The 19,823-nt window shown below is 61.3% G+C and carries 17 protein-coding genes; 2 read left to right on the top strand and 15 right to left on the bottom strand.

Features of this window, described 5'->3' with window-relative positions; all coding sequences use genetic code 11:
• Entirely contained in the window at positions 1-1,182 is a 1,182-nt protein-coding gene (locus L6D82_RS24045) for an aminotransferase class V-fold PLP-dependent enzyme (RefSeq protein ID WP_236191806.1), read from the top strand.
• Here L6D82_RS24045 and L6D82_RS24040 read toward each other — a convergent pair.
• From L6D82_RS24040 to zwf, 4 genes are all read right to left on the bottom strand, one after another.
• Positions 1,179-1,895 (bottom strand): intradiol ring-cleavage dioxygenase, encoded by a 717-nt coding sequence (locus L6D82_RS24040; protein WP_085745180.1) that lies wholly within the window; start codon positions 1,893-1,895, stop codon positions 1,179-1,181. The genes L6D82_RS24045 and L6D82_RS24040 overlap by 4 nt on opposite strands.
• 186 nt (positions 1,896-2,081) lie before the next feature.
• A complete protein-coding gene (locus L6D82_RS24035; RefSeq protein ID WP_064383724.1) occupies positions 2,082-2,747 on the bottom strand; it encodes a bifunctional 4-hydroxy-2-oxoglutarate aldolase/2-dehydro-3-deoxy-phosphogluconate aldolase in 666 nt (221 codons plus the stop codon).
• 17 nt (positions 2,748-2,764) lie between these two features.
• Entirely contained in the window at positions 2,765-3,478 is a 714-nt protein-coding gene (gene pgl / locus L6D82_RS24030) for a 6-phosphogluconolactonase (protein ID WP_236191805.1), read from the bottom strand.
• The gene (gene zwf, locus L6D82_RS24025) at positions 3,465-4,931 is read right to left on the bottom strand and encodes a glucose-6-phosphate dehydrogenase (protein WP_011335604.1); all 1,467 of its coding nucleotides are present in this window, start codon (positions 4,929-4,931) and stop codon (positions 3,465-3,467) included. The genes pgl and zwf overlap by 14 nt, the downstream gene beginning before the upstream one ends.
• 226 nt (positions 4,932-5,157) lie before the next feature.
• Here zwf and L6D82_RS24020 point away from each other — a divergent pair, with 226 nt between their 5' ends.
• On the top strand, positions 5,158-6,018 hold the full coding sequence (locus L6D82_RS24020) for a MurR/RpiR family transcriptional regulator (protein ID WP_169842436.1): 861 nt from the start codon (positions 5,158-5,160) through the stop codon (positions 6,016-6,018).
• A 207-nt stretch (positions 6,019-6,225) separates the two neighbouring features.
• Here L6D82_RS24020 and L6D82_RS24015 read toward each other — a convergent pair whose 3' ends face one another.
• The 11 genes from L6D82_RS24015 to edd form a co-directional block, all read right to left on the bottom strand.
• Positions 6,226-7,080: a D-hexose-6-phosphate mutarotase gene (locus L6D82_RS24015; RefSeq protein ID WP_236191804.1), complete on the bottom strand. Its 855-nt coding sequence runs from the start codon at positions 7,078-7,080 to the stop codon at positions 6,226-6,228.
• A gap of 116 nt (positions 7,081-7,196) precedes the next feature.
• Positions 7,197-8,543: a carbohydrate porin gene (locus L6D82_RS24010; protein WP_085745182.1), complete on the bottom strand. Its 1,347-nt coding sequence runs from the start codon at positions 8,541-8,543 to the stop codon at positions 7,197-7,199.
• Positions 8,544-8,675: 132 nt separating this feature from the next.
• Positions 8,676-9,836, bottom strand: a complete 1,161-nt coding sequence (locus tag L6D82_RS24005; RefSeq protein WP_236191803.1) for an ABC transporter ATP-binding protein — start codon at positions 9,834-9,836, stop codon at positions 8,676-8,678.
• 2 nt (positions 9,837-9,838) lie between these two features.
• Positions 9,839-10,684, bottom strand: coding sequence for a carbohydrate ABC transporter permease (locus L6D82_RS24000; RefSeq protein ID WP_007951164.1), 846 nt, complete (start codon positions 10,682-10,684; stop codon positions 9,839-9,841).
• Positions 10,677-11,585 (bottom strand): carbohydrate ABC transporter permease, encoded by a 909-nt coding sequence (locus L6D82_RS23995; protein WP_007951166.1) that lies wholly within the window; start codon positions 11,583-11,585, stop codon positions 10,677-10,679. The genes L6D82_RS24000 and L6D82_RS23995 overlap by 8 nt, the downstream gene beginning before the upstream one ends.
• Positions 11,586-11,694: 109 nt before the next feature.
• The gene (locus tag L6D82_RS23990) at positions 11,695-12,996 is read right to left on the bottom strand and encodes an ABC transporter substrate-binding protein (protein WP_007951167.1); all 1,302 of its coding nucleotides are present in this window, start codon (positions 12,994-12,996) and stop codon (positions 11,695-11,697) included.
• Positions 12,997-13,114: 118 nt separating this feature from the next.
• Positions 13,115-14,374 carry a D-mannose isomerase gene (locus L6D82_RS23985; protein ID WP_236191802.1) on the bottom strand — a complete coding sequence of 420 codons (1,260 nt, stop codon included), beginning with the start codon at positions 14,372-14,374 and terminating at the stop codon, positions 13,115-13,117.
• Between the two features lie 295 nt (positions 14,375-14,669).
• Positions 14,670-16,097: an ATP-binding protein gene (locus L6D82_RS23980; RefSeq protein WP_162803872.1), complete on the bottom strand. Its 1,428-nt coding sequence runs from the start codon at positions 16,095-16,097 to the stop codon at positions 14,670-14,672.
• Positions 16,098-16,128: 31 nt separating this feature from the next.
• Positions 16,129-16,860, bottom strand: a complete 732-nt coding sequence (locus L6D82_RS23975; protein WP_007951171.1) for a response regulator — start codon at positions 16,858-16,860, stop codon at positions 16,129-16,131.
• Between the two features lie 79 nt (positions 16,861-16,939).
• Entirely contained in the window at positions 16,940-17,896 is a 957-nt protein-coding gene (locus tag L6D82_RS23970) for a glucokinase (protein ID WP_085745186.1), read from the bottom strand.
• Complete coding sequence (gene edd / locus L6D82_RS23965; RefSeq protein ID WP_085606582.1) at positions 17,893-19,719, bottom strand: phosphogluconate dehydratase; 1,827 nt, start codon at positions 19,717-19,719, stop codon at positions 17,893-17,895. The genes L6D82_RS23970 and edd overlap by 4 nt, the downstream gene beginning before the upstream one ends.
• Positions 19,720-19,823 lie beyond the last annotated feature (104 nt).

The raw sequence follows: 19,823 nt of genomic DNA, 5'->3' as shown, positions 1-19,823 counted from the left end.
ATGCCCGATAACACCCGCCGTGCCCGAGACGAAGCCTTCTGGCAAACCTTCGCCGACCGTTACGACCGCCACCCCGGCCCCGTGAATCTGGAGAATGGCTACTTCGGGCGCATGTCGCGCACGGTGGTCGAGGAGTACCAGCGCAACATCGAGCTGATCAACAACAGCAACTCGATCTACGTGCGACAGCGTTTCGAGCAGCACGACAGCCTCGACATCCGCGCGCAACTGGCCGAGCTGATCGGCGTCCGCGCGCAAAGCGTGGCGTTCACCCACAACGCCACTGCCGGCCTGCAATCGCTGATCCGCAACTACAACCGTCTGCAGTTTGGCGACCAGGTGCTGATCTGCGATCTGGAGTACGACACGGTCAAGGGCGCCATGCGCTGGCTGGCAAAGCATCGCGGGGTCGAGGTGATCGAGATCGAGCACGCCCACCCCGCCACCTTCGACAGCCTGCTGGCGACTTACCGCGAAGCCTTCATCCGCTATCCGAAGCTCAAGCTGATGGCGCTGACCCACGTCACCCACCGCACCGGGCTGGTGATGCCGGTGCAGGCCATTGCGTCGCTGGCCAAGGAGCACGGCGTCGATATCATCCTCGATGGCGCCCATGCCCTTGGTCAGATCGAGTTCGACCTGGAAGCGCTCGGCATCGCCTTCGCCGGGTACAACCTGCACAAGTGGATCGGCTCGCCGCTGACCCTCGGCTTTATCTACATCGCTCCACAGCGCCTGGCCGACATCGATCCGGACATGGGCGAGATGCATTTTTCGGCTGGCGACATCCGTTCGCGCACGCCTTACAGCACGCCGAACATTCCGGCGCTGATGACCTTGCCACTGGTGTTCGAGGAACACCGCGCACTGGGTGGCGCGGCCGCCAAAGGCGCGCGGGTGAATTACCTGCGCAACCTGTGGGTCAGCGCCGTGCGCAATCTGCCGGGCATCGAAGTCACGACCCCGGACGATCCGCGCCTGTACTGCGGCATCACCTCTCTGCGCTTTACCCGTCATGCCGACCAGCAGGCGATGGTCGAACGCCTGCTCAACGACTACGACCTGTTCACTGTCGTGCGCAACGGCGCAGCCTGCGGGCCGTGCATCCGTGTCACGCCGTCGCTGACCACCACGGCGGCGGAGATTCAGTCGCTGATTCAGGCGCTGAACGAACTGCGTTAAACCGTGTACTTGTCGAAGTCCTCGGGCTTGATCTGCGACGACACAGCAAAGGTGTCGATGCCGATCGTGAGGTGGCCGAAGTAACCGTCCTCGTGCGAATCGCGGCTGATCGGCCACACCGTCAGGGTCGACTCTTCACCGCCCATGTTGGCGTAATAGGCATCGTCGGTGTTGCACACCGGCAGCGAGCTGCGCCCGCGATAGGCCTTGGCATTGAGCACGCCACGGGACACCATCTCCGGAAAATAAAGCTGCCCGACCCAGGCCACGTTGCGCTCCTCGAGGTACTCATTGCCGGCAACGATGCGTACCGCCACGTGAATGTGCAGCGCTCGCCCGGCATAGAAACCCGGATAGATCGTGGTGAAGCGCACCCTGCCCTTGTGGTCGCTGAACTGGCCGCCGCGCAGATAGGTGTCGTCGTCGGTTCGCGGGATCGCGCCAATGTCCTCGACGTCGACTTCCAGATCCGGGTTCACCCGACTCCAGCCGGAATACGCGCCGCGTGCGTTGCAGTGCCAGATATCCACCAGCGCACCGCTGACCGGCTCGGCGGTCATGGCATCGACGATGGTCAGGCGCAGCAACAGCGGCAGGCCTTCGGCGCCTTCACTGATGTTGCGGCGCAGCAGTTTGGGATTGCGGAAATACGGCCCGGCGACTTGCTCGGGGGCCAGTTGATAAACCGATGGAGCTGAAGGCTGGTTATCCATGACGCGTTCTCTCTTCCTTAAGATGAACGCAGGTTAACGCCACGCGCGCAGCCAGGTGCGGTAACTATGTATCTCCAAATAACGTATCTCCAGATAACGAAGTTTTTTACGGGCAAAAAAAAACGGTGCACCGACCAAGCGCACCGTAAAGCCGTAGAACACACAACGAAGTGTCGGGTGAAGCGATCAGTCCAGCAGCGCCAACGCCTCGGCGGTGCATTCCTGAATACGGGCCCAGTCGCCGTTCTTGATCCACTCAGGATCGAGCATCCAGCTACCGCCCACGCACATGACGTTTTTCAGCGCCATGTAGCTCTTGATGTTGGCAGGGCCGACGCCGCCGGTCGGGCAGAATTTCACTTCGCCGAACGGGCCGCCGAGTGCCTTGATTGCAGCCACGCCGCCGCTGACTTCCGCCGGGAACAGCTTGAAGCGGCGATAACCCAGGCCATAACCTTCCATGATGCCGGAGGCATTGCTGATGCCCGGCAGCAGCGGGATCGGGCTTTCGACGCTGGCTTCCAGCAGGTCACGGGTGATGCCCGGAGTGACGATGAATTGCGAACCGGCGGCTTCGGCCGCAGCCAGCATGTTGCGGTCGAGCACGGTGCCGGCACCGGTCACCAGTTCCGGGCGCTGTTCGCGAAGGATCTGGATCGCCTTGAGGCCGAACTGCGAACGCAGGGTCACTTCCAGCGCGGTCAGACCACCGGCGGCCAGGGCGTCGGCCAGCGGCAGCACGTCCTGTTCACGGGCGATGGTAATCACCGGCAGGATCCGCGCCTTGGCGCAGAGGCTGTCGATCAGGGCAACTTTGTCCGCCATGGAAACGGTCGGGGATGGGGTTTTCATAGCGGCTGTTCCTTGGCTCATGGGCACCAGTAAATCTCTAACGTAGGTTGCAGAAACGCGCGAACCGGCATGGCGGCGACGTCGTTGGATGCCAGTGCGGCATTCAGGGTGGTCAGTTTCGACTGACCGGAAATCGACAGAATCTTGTGCCGGGCCGAGGCCAGCAGTGCGCGGCTCATGGTCAGGCGCTGACGCGGCACGCTTGGCGCGAGCATCGGCCAGCAGCGACGGGTGCCGTCGGCTTGCAGGGCTTTGGCCAGGTTCGGGCTGTCCGGGAACAGCGACGCGGTGTGACCGTCATCGCCCATGCCCAACACCAGCACGTCGATCGGCGGCAACTCGGCGAGCAAACGATCGGCCTGCTCCGCAGCCTGCTCGACGTTGGCCGCCGCGCTGTAGAGGCTGAGGAACTGCGCCTTGGCCGCCGGGCCCTTGAGCAGATACTGCTTGAGCAGACCGGCATTGCTGTCGGCATGTTCGACCGGTACCCAGCGCTCGTCAGCCAGAGTCACGACGACCTTCGACCAGTCCAGTTCCTGCTTGGCCAGGTGCTGGAAAAACGCCACCGGGCTACGACCGCCGGACACCACCAACACGGCGTTGCCACGTGCCGCCAGCGCTTCGCTCAATTGCTTGGCGACATTCAGCGCCAGGCCTTCGGCGAGCAGCACCGGGCTCTTGAATTCGCGGGCATTCACGCCCTCGGGCAATTTCACATCAGATATCGCCATACCACGACCTCCCGTCCCGCGTGATCAAGGCAATGGAGCTCATCGGCCCCCACGACCCGGCCGCATACGGCTTGGGCGCGTCACCGGATTTTTTCCACCCGGCGATCAGCTGGTCACACCATTTCCACGCGGCTTCGATTTCATCTTTACGGACAAACAGGTTCTGATTGCCGTTCATCACTTCCAGCAACAACCGCTCGTAGGCATCGGGGATCCGAGCGCTGCGCCAGGTGTCGGAAAAATTCAGTTGCAGCGGGCCGCTGCGCAGTTGCATGCCCTTGTCCAGGCCTTGCTCTTTGGTCATCACGCGCAAGGAAATACCTTCGTCCGGTTGCAGGCGGATGATCAGTTTATTGCTGATCTGCAGGCGCTGCTCGGGGGCGAAGATGTAGTGCGACGGTTCCTTGAAGTGGATGACGATCTGCGACAGTTTTTGCGGCATGCGCTTGCCGGTACGCAGGTAGAACGGCACGCCGGCCCAGCGCCAGTTGCGGATGTCGGCACGCAGGGCAACGAAGGTTTCGGTGTCGCTCTGGGCGTTGGAATTCGGCTCTTCAAGGTAGCCCGGCACGGACTTGCCTTCGCTGTGCCCGGCGATGTACTGGCCGCGCACCACTTGCGTGGTCAGGCCTTCCGGACTGATCGGCGCCAGGGCTTTGAGCACTTTCACTTTTTCATCACGGATGCTGTCGGCGGACAGATCGGCCGGCGGATCCATGGCGATCAGGCAGAGCAGTTGCAGCAGGTGGTTCTGGATCATGTCCCGCAGCTGACCGGCCTTGTCGAAGTAACCCCAGCGGCCTTCGATGCCGACCTTCTCGGCCACGGTGATTTCCACGTGGGAGATGTAGTTCTGGTTCCACTGGGTTTCGAACAGGCTGTTGGCGAAACGCAGGGCGATCAGGTTCTGAACGGTCTCTTTGCCCAGGTAGTGGTCGATGCGGTAGGTGCGGTTCTCCGGGAAGAACTGCGCCACGGCGTCGTTGACCTTGCGCGAGGATTCCAGGTCGGAACCGATCGGCTTTTCCAGCACCACGCGGGTGTTTTCCGCCAGACCGACGTTCGCCAGGTTCTCGCAGATCGCGCCGTACACCGCCGCCGGGGTGGCGAAGTAGGCAATCATGCGTTGCGTGCTGCCGGCCAGTTCGGCCAGCGCCACATAATCTTCAGCCTTGAGGAAGTCGACGTGCAGGTAGGTCAGACGCGCCAGAAAGCGCTCGGCCACGGCCTCGTCCAGTTCCTTGCCCACGTAACGGCGCAACTCCGCGGCGATGAACGCCAGGTGCTGCTGCTCGGTGCCCGCCTCACGGGCCAGTGCGATAATGCGCGTGTCCTCGTGCAGCAGGCCGGCGCCATCAAGGTGATAAAGGGCAGGAAACAGCTTGCGCAGGGCCAGATCGCCCAAGGCGCCGAACAAGGCGAAGGTGCACGGTTCAACCGTAATCGAAGGCATGATGTTTGTTCTTTTATCAAGTTAAGCTACAAATACCTTTTTTCAAGGCATCACTCAAGGGAAAATGTAGTAATAACCACAACATTTTCGCAAAATACAGATTCCGAGTGGTGGTCGGTCGGAGCCATCAGTAGGATAGGCCACCGTCACGGGCCACATCAAAGGCCCAATTTGCATAGCCGCGCGCTTATCGGCGTCGGTGAATCTAGGAATTCTTATGGACCGCGTGCGAAATTTACTGGAACAGATCCAGAGTCGCCTTGAAGAGCTGAACAAGGCCGAACGCAAAGTCGCCGAAGTGATCCTGCTCAACCCACAGCAGGCCACCCGCTTCAGCATCGCCGCCCTCGCCCAGGCGGCGTCGGTCAGTGAACCGACGGTCAACCGTTTCTGCCGTTCGTTCGGCGTCAGCGGCTACCCCGAACTCAAGCTGCAACTGGCCCAGAGCCTGGCCAGCGGCGCGGCGTATGTCAGCCGCGCAGTAGAAGCCGACGACAACCCCGAGGCCTACACGCAGAAGATTTTCGGCAGTGCGATCGCGTCTTTGGACAGCGCTTGCCAGGCGCTGGACCCGAATCTGATCAGCCGCGCCGTCGACCTGTTGATCCAGGCCCGGCAGATCCACTTCTTCGGCCTCGGCGCATCCGCCCCGGTAGCTTTGGATGCGCAGCACAAATTCTTCCGTTTCAACCTGGCGGTCACCGCCCACGCCGACGTGCTGATGCAACGGATGATTGCTTCGGTGGCGCACACCGGCGAGCTGTTCGTGATCATTTCCTACACCGGCCGCACCCGCGAACTGGTGGAAGTGGCGCGCATCGCCCGGGAGAACGGCGCTTCGGTACTGGGCCTGACGGCAGAGAATTCGCCACTGGCGAAGGCCAGTACGCTGAGCCTGAATATTCCGCTGCCGGAAGACACCGACATCTACATGCCGATGACCTCGCGGATCATTCAGTTGACCGTGCTGGATGTACTGGCGACGGGGATGACGCTGCGTCGCGGGGTGGATTTCCAGCCGCATTTGCGCAAGATCAAAGAGAGTTTGAATGCGAGCCGGTATCCGGTGGGTGACGAGTTCAACTGAAGATCAAAAGCCCCTCACCCTAACCCTCTCCCGGAGGGAGAGGGGACTGACCGAAGTGTCTTGCGCTATACATCGACTTGAAAGATTGGGTCGATTATGGATTCAAAGACATTCGTTCAATTCGGTGAATCTCTTGAATATCCCCCAATCGGTCCCCTCTCCCCCTGGGAGAGGGTTAGGGTGAGGGCAGCGGTCGAACTGACACACTCAAGCCCCAGCCCAAGCCTGCAAACTCAAATGCGCCTTCTCCCCCGGCGCCAGATGCAGGCTGTCCGTCCCGCCCGCCGCCGCTTCAACACAGACAAATTCCGAGATCTCATCCCAGCTCACGCCCAGCAACGGCCGCGCACCCGGATGCCACACCACCGTGTCCGCGCTGTCACCGGTATCGATGCACAATTCGCGCTGCCAGGCGTGATCCTTGAGCTGCAATTCGCCGTCGTGCTGAAACACTCGCTGACAGCCGCCATCAACCCGCAATTCGCCTTCCTGCTGGCAAACTTCACGGTTCAACTGGTCATAACCCTGCGCCCCTTCGAGCCCAGACAGCGCTATCTCACTCACGTCGCCAATACGCCAGTAAGCGTGCAAAGCCTGGCTCAACTGGCACGGCATGTCGTCCTGATGCTCGGTGCTCAGGCGCAATTCCATGCGTTCGCCCAGGTGCGCGTGCAGGTCCACCTGCCAGTCGCACAACTGCAATTGCCAATGCAGGCGCACGCCGTCCTCGCCGGTGCTGCTGTCGAGCAGTTTCCAGTCCAGCAGTCGCGCCCAGCCATGGGACGGCCACGCGTTTTCGCTCGGGTGGCGGCCATACCACGGCCAGCATACCGGCACGCCGCCGCGAATCGCGCCGACATGCGGCCATTTCGCCGCGCACCACAGCCACGGTTTCTGCCCGCGCGGCTGAAAGTGCAGCAACTGCGCACCCTGACGACTGAACACCGCCTGACACAGCGGATGATCGATCACCAGCACATCGCGCATCTGATAGCGCTCCCAGGCGAACACCGGACGTTCGCGCAAGGATTTGAAGAAGCGTTGCAGCGGATGCTCATGCATGGGCCACGGTTCCAGATTCAACTTTCATGGGCTGCGACACCCCTGTCCAAAAAAAAGCGGACAGCCTTGGCTGTCCGCAAATATGCGCACATAGAGAGGAGCTTATCGCAGACGCGTCAGAACGTAGACTGAATTTTCAGGCCAGCGACCAAAGCGTTATCCACTTCATCCACACCGCCCGGATGAGTGATGTATTGCAGGTTCGGGCGTACGGTCAGCCAGTTGGTCACGTGGAAGCCGTAGTTGATCTCGTAGTTGTATTCGGTTTCACGAATCGGCGAGAACACCGGATTGTCGTAGTCCGAAACACCGTTGGCGACGTTGAGCAGCTCGGCGTTTTTCTTCACGTCATTGTTCACGTGAATACGTGCCGCACCGATACCGACGTCATCTTTCGGACGTGCGTCGAACGGGCCTTTGTACACAAACATCAAGGACTGGTAGTTGTCGATGAAGTTGGTGTCCTTGTCATGGAACGTGGCGTTGGCAGCGATGTTCAGACCACGGCTCTTGTCACCGTTGTGGCTGGTGAGTTGTTGCTGTGCAACGAACCAGTAACCGTGCTTGCTGCTGTGGGTGCGGTAGGCGTCACCGGTGGTTGCCGCGTCGAAACCGTTGACGTCTTCGCGAACGTCGTCGGCATCGGCCGTGCTCTTGTAGTAACCGACACGGTATTCGCCCGGCAGGCCGTTCGGGTTAGGCAACCAGACCAGTTCCACAGGCAACACGGTGCCTTTGGTGCCGCTGCCGCTCAACTTGAAGCCGTTGCCGTGTTCCAGTTGCGACGGGTTCTGGTTGTACGCACCAATCTGCGCGTAGAGCTCGTCGTTGATGTTGTATTTGACGCGAATGGCCGCCTGGCTGACCGGCCAGTTGTACCAGATGTTGGTCGCCCAGTTACCCACTTGCGAACCGCAGAACGCCAGGTTCTGGAACTCGCACGGGAAGGTGTTGAAGTCTTCGCCTTCGCCGAAGTAACCGGCCTTGATGTCGAGTTTGTTGTCGAAGAACTGATGTTTGATCCACAACTGGGTCAGACGCACCATGTGGCCACGACCGTAGACTTCCTGCGAGGAGCTCAGGGTGCCGGCACGCGGATCGCCAACGCGATCGTTGGAAATGTTGTAGCCGTTACGGTTGGTGAACTGGATCTTGGCCTGGGTGTTGTCCCAGCCCCACAGTTTTTGCAGATCCAGCGCCACGCCCAGACCGAACTGGTCGGCGTAACGCGCTGTCTTGTCGTCGTTGAAACCGCCGTGAAGGTTGCCGCCCACTTCACCGACGTAGTCCATCTTGATGTCGATACCCTGCTCGATCAGCTTGGTACGTTCGCCACCCCAGTCCCCGGTCATCCACTCCGAATCGGAGCTGAACGCGTCAGCCGCGTGGACGCTACCGGCCAGCATCATTGCCGCAACTGCTGACAACTGGCCGATTCGCTGAGCGTTGTTGTTCTTCTTCATCCCTACATCCTCGTTTTATTGTTATTAACTGTTCTTCTTATTTAACGCGGTTTACATCTGATGCGGCGCGCGACAGGCCACGCACCGCGTGCTCCCTGCAGGAACGGGCGAACCCGCTCCCGCATTGGTTGATCAGCGACCCTTGAACTGGGCCACGTTGGCGCTGTGCGATTCGGTTTTCGGCAGGCCTGCACCCCCAAGGCGCTCACCGGATTTGGCGTCGAACAGCAGCACTTTCGACGGATCGAATTGCAGGGTCAGGGTTTCGCCCACCTGCGGCGCCACGTCCGGCGCCAGACGGCAGCAGACCTTGGTGTCGTTGAGGTTGACGAACACCAGGGTGTCCGGACCGGTCGGCTCGGTGACCTGCACTTCAGCCTTGATGCTCGGCAGGCCATTGCCCTCGCCGTAGGCCAGAGCAATCTGCTCCGGGCGCAGGCCGAGGATCACTTCACGGTCTTCAAGACCGGCGTCCTGCATTGCCATCGGCAATTCGCAACGGGCCTGGCCGCTGTCGAGCAGCGCCACCAGACGGCCGTCCTTGCGTTGCAGACGCAGCGGGATGAAGTTCATCGGCGGCGAACCGATGAAGCTCGCGACGAACAGGTTGGCCGGGTCGTTGTAGATCTCTTTCGGCGTACCGAACTGCTGGATGATCCCGTCCTTCATCACCGCCACTTTGTCGCCCAGGGTCATCGCTTCGATCTGGTCGTGGGTCACGTAGACCGTGGTGGTTTTCAGGCGCTGGTGCATCAGTTTCATTTCGGTGCGCATCTCGACACGCAGCTTGGCGTCGAGGTTGGACAGCGGTTCGTCGAACAGATAGATCTTCGGCCGACGCGCCAGGGCACGGCCCATCGCCACGCGCTGTTGCTGGCCGCCAGAGAGCTGACCCGGCTTGCGATTGAGCAGGTGCTCGATCTGCAGCAGCTTGGCCACGCGGGCGACTTCTTCGTCGATCGCCGACTGGCTCATCTTTCGGATCTTCAGACCGAACTCGATGTTCTCGCGCACGCTCATGGTCGGGTACAGCGCGTAGGACTGGAACACCATGGCGATGTCACGATCTTTCGGGCTCATGCCGCTGACGTCCTGGTCACCGATCATGATCGCGCCGCCGGTGATGGTTTCCAGGCCGGCGATGCAGTTCATCAGGGTCGACTTGCCGCAGCCCGAGGGCCCGACGAGGATCAGGAACTCACCGTCCTTGATCGACAGTTCGATGTTCTTCAGGATGTCCGGCAGGCCGGTACCGTAGGTCTTGTTTACATTGCGAAGTTCGAGCGTAGCCATGATTACCCCTTGACTGCGCCGGCCGTCAGCCCGCGCACGAAATACTTGCCTGCGACCACATAGACCAGCAGGGTCGGCAGCCCGGCGATCATCGCCGCCGCCATATCCACGTTGTATTCCTTGGCCCCGGTGCTGGTGTTGACCAGGTTGTTCAGCGCCACCGTGATCGGTTGCGAATCACCGCTGGAGAACACCACGCCGAACAGGAAGTCGTTCCAGATCTGGGTGAACTGCCAGATCAGGCAGACCATGATGATCGGAGTGGACATCGGCAGGATGATCTGGCGGAAGATCGTGAAGAACCCCGCGCCATCGAGACGCGCGGCCTTGATCAGCGCATCCGGAATGCTCACGTAGTAGTTACGGAAGAACAGCGTGGTGAACGCCAGACCGTAGACCACATGGATGAACACAAGGCCCGTGGTGGTGCTCGCCAGGCCCATCTTGCCGAGGGTGAACGACGCCGGCAGCAGCACGGTCTGGAACGGCAGGAAGCAGCCGAACAACAGCAGACCGAAGAACAGCTGCGAACCGCGGAAGCGCCAGAACGACAGCACATAACCGTTCAACGCACCGATGGCGGTGGAGATGATCACGGCCGGAACGGTGATCTTGATCGAGTTCCAGAAGTAGCCGTCAACGGTGGCCCAGGCTTTCACCCAGCCGATGCCGCTGACCACGGTCGGCCAGCTCAGCAGGTTGCCGGTGGAGATGTCTTCCGGGGTCTTGAAGCTGGTCAGCAGCATGACCACCAGCGGTACCAGATACAGCAGGACCGCAAGGATCAGCACCGCGTAGATCGCGATGCGACTCAGGCTGATGGCCGGTTTGGAGGCGAGACTAGTCATGACGCTTGGTCCTCAGCTCGGAGTACAGGTAAGGCACGATGATCGCGAGGATCGCACCGAGCATCAGGATTGCACTGGCCGAGCCCATGCCCATTTGTCCACGGCTGAAGGTGAACGAGTACATGAACATCGCCGGCAAATCGGAGGAATAACCCGGGCCGCCGGCCGTCATGGCCGCCACCAGGTCGAAGCTCTTGATCGCGATGTGCGCCAGGATCATCACCGCACTGAAGAACACCGGACGCAGGCTTGGCAGCACCACTTTCCAGTAGATGCGCGGCATGCTCGCGCCGTCGATCTGGGCGGCACGGATGATCGATTGATCGACGCCACGCAGACCGGCGAGGAACATCGCCATGATGAAGCCCGAGGCTTGCCAGACCGCCGCGATCACCAGGCAATACACCACGCGATCCGGGTCGATCAGCCAGTCGAGACGGAAGCCTTCCCAGCCCCAGTCCCGCAGCAATTTGTCCAGGCCCATGCCCGGGTTGAGCAGCCATTTCCACGCAGTACCGGTCACGATCATCGAGAGCGCCATCGGGTACAGGTAAATGGTGCGGATAAAGCCTTCACGACGGATTTTCTGGTCGAGGAAAATCGCCAGTGTCACGCCGATTACGAGGGTGATGCCGATGAACATGCCGCCGAACACGGCCAGGTTCTTGCTCGCCACCCACCAGCGGTCGTTGTCGAACAGACGCTCGTATTGCGCCAGGCCTGCCCACTTGTAGTTCGGCAGGAACGTCGACGTGGTGAACGACAGGACAAACGTCCAGAGGATATAGCCATAGAAGCCCACCAGAACGATGAACATGCTCGGCGCCAGCACCAGTTTCGGTAGCCAGCGCTGCAATGCGTCGAACGGCGAGGCCTTGCTGAACACAGCAACAGAACTCATGGGAAGATCCAATAAAAAAAGAGAAGAGCAGCTACGAGTTGAGAGCTGCAAGACCAGCAGAGCAGCGCTCTTGTCTCGCAGCTTGTAGCTCGCAGCTCGTCGCTACCGCTTACTTGGCAGCCTTGATGGCAGTGCCGAGTTTTTTGGCAGCGTCGGCCGGGTCGGCTTTCGGGTCGTTGATGTAGTTGGTCACGACATCAAAGAACGCACCCTGCACGGCCAGCGTGGTCGCCATGTTGTGCGCCATGCTCGGTTGCAGGCCGCCGTTCTTGGCGTCTGCCAGGAAGTCCTTGGCAGCGGTCTGGGCGCAGGAGTCGAAACCGTACTTGCCCATGTCGGCGAGCATGTCGTTACGCACCGGGATCGAGCCCTTGTTGATGCTGAAGACTTTCTGGAAGTTTTCACCCAGCACGACTTTGGCGATGTCCTGCTGACCGGCCGCGGTGCCCGCGTCCTTCTGCTTGAACACGGCCAGCGAGTCGATGTTGTAGGTGAACGCCTTGTCGGTGCCCGGGAAGGCTACGCACTCGTAGTCCTTGCCGGCGACTTTCTTGGCGGCGGTCCATTCGGACTTGGCCCAGTCACCCATGATCTGCATGCCGGCCTTGCCGTTGATGACCTTGGCCGCTTCCAGGTTCCAGTCCTGGCCTTTGCCGTCCTGGTCCATGTAGGTCGCGACTTTCTTCAGCTCGGTCAGGGCCTTGACCATTTCCGGGCCGGTCAGGGCAGCGTTGTCCAGGTCGACCAGGGCTTTCTTGTAACCATCAACGCCCATCACCGACAGCACGACCGCTTCGAACACGGTGCTGTCCTGCCAAGGCTGACCGCCATGGGCCAGCGGGATGAAGCCCGCCGCTTTCAGCTTGTCGCCGGCGGCGTAGAATTCTTCGAGGGTGGTCGGGGCTTTTTCGATACCGGCTTTCTTGAAGACTTCCGGGTTGATCCACAGCCAGTTCACGCGGTGAATGTTCACCGGTACGGCCACGTAATCACCTTCGAACTTCACGGTGTCGGAGACTTTCTTGTCGAGCAGGCTGTCCCACTTCTCGGACTTGGAAACGTCCTTCAGGACGTCAGTGTCAAGCAGACCGGTCGACGCCCATTCCTGGATGTCCGGGCCTTTGATCTGGGCAACGCCTGGCGGGTTGCCGGCTACCGCGCGGCTTTTCAGCACGGTCATGGCAGTCGCACCGCCACCACCGGCGACAGCGCCGTCTTTCCAGGTGAAACCGTCTTTCTCGACTTGTGCCTTGAGCACATCGACGGCAGCTTTTTCGCCACCGGACGTCCACCAATGCACGACTTCCACCGAACCTTTGGATTCGGCAGCGGAAACACTCAGGGGCAGCACAGCGAGCGGGAACAGGGAGGCGACAGAAATGACAGTAGCGAGGCGAGAAATCGCATTCATCTGAGATGTACCTTTCTTGTTGTTATGCATGCAAGTCTGGTGCTTGCGCTGCACACGAGTTTAAACAGAGCGTTTCCCCTCGCAGGTAACGAAGGGACGCGCGAATGTCACCACATGGTTACACAGGAACGCTTCGGGAAAGCTGTGCCAGAGCACTGGCCATGCTCGGCGCCAGCGGCAGACGCGGAATCAGCACGGCCTGCCAGGCGTGGTACAGATCCGGTTTGCCCGCCCAGATATCGGCACTTGGGCGGTTCTGCGGATCGAGTTCGTGGTGCCAGCTGCCGTCGCAGCGGTCGATGAAATACGTTTCGCAAAATTCCCAGAACAGGCGATACCAGGTTTCGTACTGCGCATCGCCGGTGCGTTTGAGCAAGGCACTGGCGGCAGCGCTGGCTTCGGCGTGAGTCCAGTGCAGGCGATGACGCACCACCGCTTTGTTGTTCCAGTCGAGGGTGTAGACGATGCCTGGCGCGCCATCGACGTCCCAGCCATGACGGCAGTTGTTCTCGAACAGCTTTTGCGCGTCAGTGGCCAGCCAGCCGGGCGTGAGCATGCCGGCCTGAACCCGCGCGGCTTCGAGGTGCAGCAACAGCCGCGCCCACTCGAAACCGTGGCCCGGCGTGGTGCCGTAGGGACGGAAACCGTCGGCGGGATTGTCATGGTTGTATTCACGCAGCGGCTGCCAGTCGCGGTCGAAATGCTCGATCACCAGGTAATCGTTGGCGGCAGCGTGACCGTGAATCACCCGCTCGACGATGCGTTGCGCACGCACCAGCCAGCGCGGGTCTTCGGTGACATCGGCCAGCGCAAGGAAGGCTTCGGTGGCGTGCATGTTGCTGTTGGCACCGCGGTAGGCTTCTTCTTCGCGCCAGTCGCGATTGAAGAATTCGCGCATGGCGCCCTCTTCTTCGCTCCAGAAATAGGTGTCGATGATGTCGACGGCGTCATCCAGCAATGCCTGCGCACCGGGGCGTTGCGCGACCACCGCGGAACTGGCCGCCAGCGCGACGAAAGCATGCAGATAAGCGTTCTTGCCGGTGTTGCCGTCACGGTGCTCGGCGACAGCGAACCAACCGCCGTGCAGCGCATCACGCAACGGGCCGCGCAGGGCCGCGATGCCGTGATCGATCAGCTCGGCGAATCCCGGCAGGCCCTGAATGTGGGCCATGGCGAAGCTGTGGGTCATGCGCGCGGTATTCATGGTTTCGGCTTGCGCGCCGGCCTGAAGCTGGCCGCGCTCATCGAGATTGCCGAAGCCTTCGGGCAACCGTGAAGCCTTGGCAAATGCCAGCAGGCGCAGGCCTTCATCGGCGAGCCATTGCTGGTGGGCAGGGGCGTTCAGCCAACTGCTGAAGCCCGGATTGAAGTGATCCATGGGTGGCCTTTTTTGTTGTTATGACTGCGGGCAGTCTAAACAACGGGCCGGGAGGGGCTTGTAACGAAGGGGGCGGGTTTTGTCACCGAGTCGTGACAAAGAGCCAGCCCTCACCCCAGCCCTCTCCCGGAGGGAGAGGGGGCCGACCGAGGGATATTGCAGAGGTACGCCGACCTGAACGATTCGCTTTGAATCCATAATCGATAAGGCCTTTCAGGTCGATGTATGACGCCAGACACCTCGGTCGGTCCCCTCTCCCTCCGGGAGAGGGCTAGGGTGAGGGCAAGCTTTTGACTTAATCCGCCGAACGCGGCAATTGCAGGGTCACGCGCAATCCACCCTCACGCAGATTCTGCAACGTCACCTCACCGCCATGGCTATGGGCAATGTTGCGGGCGATCCCCAAACCGAGACCGTAACCCTGCTGCTGCCCCGCCAACCGGAAGTGCGGCTCGAACACCTGCTCCAACCGCTGTTCCGGCACCCCCGGACCTTCATCATCGACATGCAGCACGAATGCGCTTTCGTCGTCATCGATGTGCAAGTGCGCGTTCTGGCCGTACTTCAACGCGTTGTCGATCAGGTTGCCGATGCAGCGCTTGAGCGCCAATGGCTTGCCCGGATAAGCCGCCAACGCCCGTCCCTGCTGGGTCACGCGACCGTTGCCGTTGGGTGCCAGATACGGCTCCACCAGACAGTCGAGCACATGGTTCAGGTCCACCGGCTCGATGTTTTCGTGGATGTCGGTGTCCTTCACGCATTGCAGCGCGCCTTTGACCAGCAGCTCCAGCTCATCCAGATCGCGGCCGAACTTGGTTTGCAGTGTTTCGTCTTCCAGCAGTTCGACCCGCAGCCGCAGGCGGGTGATCGGTGTACGCAGGTCATGGGAAATCGCGCTGAACAGCTGACTGCGCTCGGTGAGGTAACGGCTGATCCGCTCGCGCATGGTGTTGAAGGCGCGGCCCACTTCGACCACTTCGCTGCCGCCGCCCTCGGCCACCGGCTCGACGTCGGCGCCCAGCGACAAATCCCGCGCGGCCCGCGCAAGACGCTTGAGCGGCCGACTCTGCCAGTGCACCAGCAGGCCGATGAACAACAACAGGAAACCGCTGGTGAAGACGATGAACCACACCTGCTGAGTCGGCAGGCCCTGTTCTTCAAGACTGGTGTAGGGTTCGGGCAGCAGTGAGGCGATGTACAGCCATTCACCCGGCGCCAACTGAATCTGGGTCACCAGCACCGGCGGATTCACCGGTTCCAGCGTCAACGCGTAATGCGCCCACGAACGTGGCAACTCATCGAGTTTCAACCCGGCGTTGAAGATCCGCAGGTCATCAGGGCTGACGAAGGTCACCAGAATGTCGGTGTCCTGGCCCAGCGACTGACGCAGCACTTCATCCACCGCTTTCAACACCGCTGCCTTGCGCGGTGTCACCGGCAGTACTTCCATGCCCAGCGGCTTGTCGTTCAGCGTCACCACAAAACGCGTGCCGCCCATACTGCGCAACTGATCGAGCACCAGCGGCCGATAGGCCACCGGCAACGAGCGGAAGTAACTGACACTGGCGGTCATCGAATGGGCGAGGCTGCGAGCGCTGGTGACCAGGCCTTCGAGCTGGGTCGCGCGCAATTGGGACACCCAGATCACGCTGGACAGGGTCTGGGCGAACAACACCGCGAGCAACGTCAGCAGCAACATCCGGCCGAGCAACGAACGCGGCATCGGCACTTTGCGCGCGGTGGTGCGCAGGAACTCAGTGACCATTGCCGGCAACCACATTGGCTGCCAGCTGGTAGCCGCTGCCACGCACGGTGCGGATCAGCCGTGGCGGTTTTTCGGTGTCGCGCAGACGCTGGCGCAAACGGCTGACGGCCATGTCGACGATGCGATCGAGGGGCATCAGGTCGCGGCCACGGGTGGCGTTGCCGATGGTGTCGCGGTCGAGGATTTGCTGAGGGTGATCGAGGAACAGTTTCAGCAGGGCGAAGTCGGCGCCGGAAAGAATCACTTCCTCGCCGTCGGTGTGGAACAGCCGATGGCTGACCATGTCCAGTCGCCACTCATCGAACGCCAGCACTTCACTGCCGCCGCGTTCCTGACCGAATTGGGCGCGACGCAGCAGGGCCTTGATCCGGGCTTGCAGTTCGCGGGGGCTGAAAGGTTTGCCGAGGTAGTCGTCGGCGCCTAGCTCCAGACCGATGACACGATCGGCTTCGTCGGAACTGGCGGTAAGCATGATGATCGGCACCTGGGCCTGACGCGGATGCTGGCGCACCCAGCGGCACAGGCTGAAGCCGTCTTCATCGGGCAGCATCACATCGAGGATCACCAGATCGCTCGGCGCTTCGTTCAACGCCTGACGAAAACCGGCGCCATCCGCCGTGGCCCGAACCTGAAAACCCGCGCGGGTCAGGTAGGTTTCCAGCAACTCGCGTATCTCCTGGTCGTCATCGACCAACAAAATCGACTTGTTGACTGAGCTCACTTCGAAGGCATCCTTGTTGTTGGAATTGGGCGGATTATGCCTGATGTGTCGAGGGTTCCCACGCTCGGCGTGGGAATGATCATTTACCGGATTGTTCGAGCGCCACTCCTGCACCGACGAGCCCGGAATACGGCGCCGTCACCAGCCACACCGGAATCCCCTTGAAGTAATCGCTCATGCAGCCCTTGTCGGCGAAGCTGCGGGCGAAACCGCTTTCGAGGAAGAAGTCGGCAAAGCGCGGAATCACGCCACCCACGATGTACACCCCACCACGGCCGCCGGTGGTCAGCACGTTATTGCCGGCCACGCGACCGAGCCAGCAGCAGAATTGCTCCAGTACTTCCAGGGCAATCGGGTCGCCTGCAAGTCCCGCCGCAGTGATGGCCTCCGGCGTATCGAGTTTCGGTTCATGACCATCCACCGCGCAGATCGCCCGGTACACCCGAGGCAAGCCGCCGCCGCTCAACGCGGTTTCCGCGCTGACGTGGCCGATTTCGTTGTGGATGTGCTGCCAGAGCTGGGTTTCACGCAGACTGCTCAGCGGCAGATCGACGTGACCGCCCTCTCCCGGCAACGCGGCAAATCGACCTTCACCGAGATCGAGCAACGTGCCGACGCCCAGGCCAGTGCCCGGACCGATCACCACTGCCGGACGCAACGGCTCCGGCGTGCCTTCGCAAACCACGCGGAATTCGCCGGGCTGCAAACGGGTCATGCCCAGCGCCATCGCCGAGAAATCGTTGATCAGCAACAACTGATCGACCTGCAAGGTCTGGCAGAACGCCTTGCGACTCAGGCGCCAGTGGTTGTTGGTGAACTTGAACTCATCGCCGCTCACCGGCCCCGCCACCGACAGGCACACCGAGCCGATAGCGCCCGGCGCCAGACCGAGCCCGCTGAGGTAGAGGCTGATCGCCTCTTCCGGGCTGGCATGGTCGGCCGTGGCCAGCACCTGAACCGATTCGAGCTGCTGATCTTTCCACAACGCGAACCGCGCGTTGGTGCCTCCGATGTCACCGACCAAAGCCAGTTTCAATTAAGCGTCTCCAGGGCAGAAGTGAAGGCGCTGGCGCCCTGCTCCGCCGAGCTGAAGGCCAAACGCATGAAGCCAAACAGTTCGCGACCGCTGCCGATGTTGTTGCCCAACAGGCCTTTGGCGGGTTCGCGCGCTGCGAATTCGGCGGCGTCCACCTTGAGTTCCAAAGTGCCTTTGACGCCATCGACGCGGATGATATCGCCCTCTTGCACCCGCGCCAAAGCGCCGCCGACATAAGCTTCGGGGCTGACATGAATGGCCGCCGGAATTTTCCCGGATGCGCCGGACATACGTCCGTCAGTTACCAGCGCAACCTTGAAGCCGCGATCCTGCAGCACGCCGAGGAACGGCGTCATCTTGTGCAGCTCAGGCATGCCGTTGGAACGCGGACCCTGGAAGCGCATCACCGCGACAAAATCCTTCTCCAGCAGACCGGCCTTGAAAGCGTCCGCCAGATCCTGCTGATCCTGGAACACCATGGCCGGTGCTTCGACGATCTGGTTTTCCAGCGCCACGGCGGACACCTTCATCACGCCGCGACCGAGGTTGCCCTCCATCACGCGCAAGCCGCCTTCTGCCGAAAACGCTCGGGCCACCGGACGCAGAATGTTTTCATCAAGGCTGTCGGTCGGGCCTTCGCGCCACACCAGCTTGCCGTTATCGAGGAACGGCTCCTTGGTGTACTGGCTCAGGCCGTGGCCGAGCACCGTGTTGACGTCTTCGTGCAGCAGGCCGGCTTCGAGCAGTTCGCGGATCAGGAACGACATGCCGCCCGCGGCCTGGAAGTGGTTGATGTCGGCCTTGCCGTTCGGATAGACGTGGCTCAGGGTCGGCACGACTTCGGAGAGGTCGGCCATGTCCTGCCAGGTCAGTTGAATGCCCGCCGCCATGGCGATGGCCGGCATGTGCAGGGTGTGGTTGGTCGAACCGCCGGTGGCGTGCAGCGCGACGATCGAGTTGACCAGCGCCTTCTCGTCGACGATTTCGCCGATCGGCATGAAGTTGCCGTTCTGTTTGGTCAGGCGGGTGACCTGATGCGCGGCTTCGCGGGTCAGGGCGTCACGCAGCGGCGTGTTCGGGTTGACGAACGACGCGCCCGGCAGGTGCAGACCCATGACTTCCATCAGCAACTGGTTGGTGTTGGCAGTGCCGTAGAACGTGCAGGTGCCCGGGCTGTGGTAGGACTTCATTTCCGATTCCAGCAGCTCTTCGCGGGTCGCCTTGCCTTCGGCGTACTTCTGCCGCACGTCGGCTTTTTCCTTGTTGGAAATCCCCGAGACCATCGGCCCGCCCGGTACGAAGATCGTCGGCAGGTGACCAAAACGCAGCGAGCCCATCATCAGGCCCGGCACGATCTTGTCGCAGATGCCGAGCATCAGCGCGCCGTCGAACATGTTGTGGGACAGCGCCACCGCCGTCGACATCGCGATCACTTCGCGGCTCGGCAGGCTCAGCTCCATGCCCGGCTCGCCCTGGGTCACGCCGTCGCACATGGCAGGCGTGCCGCCGGCGAACTGGCCGACCGAGCCGATTTCGCGCAGGGCGTTCTTGATTTGTTCCGGGAAGACTTCGTACGGCTGGTGCGCCGAGAGCATGTCGTTATATGACGAAACAATTGCGATGTTCGCCGAGTTCATCATCCGCAGGCTGTGCTTGTCTTCGCTGCCACACCCGGCCACGCCATGGGCGAAGTTGGCGCATTGCAGTTTGCCGCGCATCGGCCCGTCAGTTGCAGCGCCGCGAATCAGCGCAAGGTAAGCCTGACGCGTGGCGCGGCTGCGGGCGATAAGCCGTTCGGTGACCTCAAGAACGCGGGGATGCATGTGTAGAACTCCAGGCTAACGGATGTGGCGACCTGATTGTCTATGCTGATCAGAAGCCCGTTCGCGTGGGATGACGAACGGTTTTCTTGATCATTCGGACCAGT

Origin of the sequence: Pseudomonas paraglycinae (assembly GCF_021601625.1) — a bacterium.
GTDB lineage: Bacteria > Pseudomonadota > Gammaproteobacteria > Pseudomonadales > Pseudomonadaceae > Aquipseudomonas > Aquipseudomonas paraglycinae.
This window is presented reverse-complemented; position numbering and strand designations above follow the sequence as displayed.

Coding starts and splice junctions, on each gene's coding strand:
- L6D82_RS24045 (WP_236191806.1), top strand. CDS start 1: ATGCCCGATAACACCCGCCGTGCCCGAGACGAAGCCTTCTGGCAAACC.
- L6D82_RS24040 (WP_085745180.1), bottom strand. CDS start 1,895: ATGGATAACCAGCCTTCAGCTCCATCGGTTTATCAACTGGCCCCCGAG.
- L6D82_RS24035 (WP_064383724.1), bottom strand. CDS start 2,747: ATGAAAACCCCATCCCCGACCGTTTCCATGGCGGACAAAGTTGCCCTG.
- pgl (WP_236191805.1), bottom strand. CDS start 3,478: ATGGCGATATCTGATGTGAAATTGCCCGAGGGCGTGAATGCCCGCGAA.
- zwf (WP_011335604.1), bottom strand. CDS start 4,931: ATGCCTTCGATTACGGTTGAACCGTGCACCTTCGCCTTGTTCGGCGCC.
- L6D82_RS24015 (WP_236191804.1), bottom strand. CDS start 7,080: ATGCATGAGCATCCGCTGCAACGCTTCTTCAAATCCTTGCGCGAACGT.
- L6D82_RS24010 (WP_085745182.1), bottom strand. CDS start 8,543: ATGAAGAAGAACAACAACGCTCAGCGAATCGGCCAGTTGTCAGCAGTT.
- L6D82_RS24005 (WP_236191803.1), bottom strand. CDS start 9,836: ATGGCTACGCTCGAACTTCGCAATGTAAACAAGACCTACGGTACCGGC.
- L6D82_RS24000 (WP_007951164.1), bottom strand. CDS start 10,684: ATGACTAGTCTCGCCTCCAAACCGGCCATCAGCCTGAGTCGCATCGCG.
- L6D82_RS23995 (WP_007951166.1), bottom strand. CDS start 11,585: ATGAGTTCTGTTGCTGTGTTCAGCAAGGCCTCGCCGTTCGACGCATTG.
- L6D82_RS23990 (WP_007951167.1), bottom strand. CDS start 12,996: ATGAATGCGATTTCTCGCCTCGCTACTGTCATTTCTGTCGCCTCCCTG.
- L6D82_RS23985 (WP_236191802.1), bottom strand. CDS start 14,374: ATGGATCACTTCAATCCGGGCTTCAGCAGTTGGCTGAACGCCCCTGCC.
- L6D82_RS23980 (WP_162803872.1), bottom strand. CDS start 16,097: ATGCCGCGTTCGTTGCTCGGCCGGATGTTGCTGCTGACGTTGCTCGCG.
- edd (WP_085606582.1), bottom strand. CDS start 19,719: ATGCATCCCCGCGTTCTTGAGGTCACCGAACGGCTTATCGCCCGCAGC.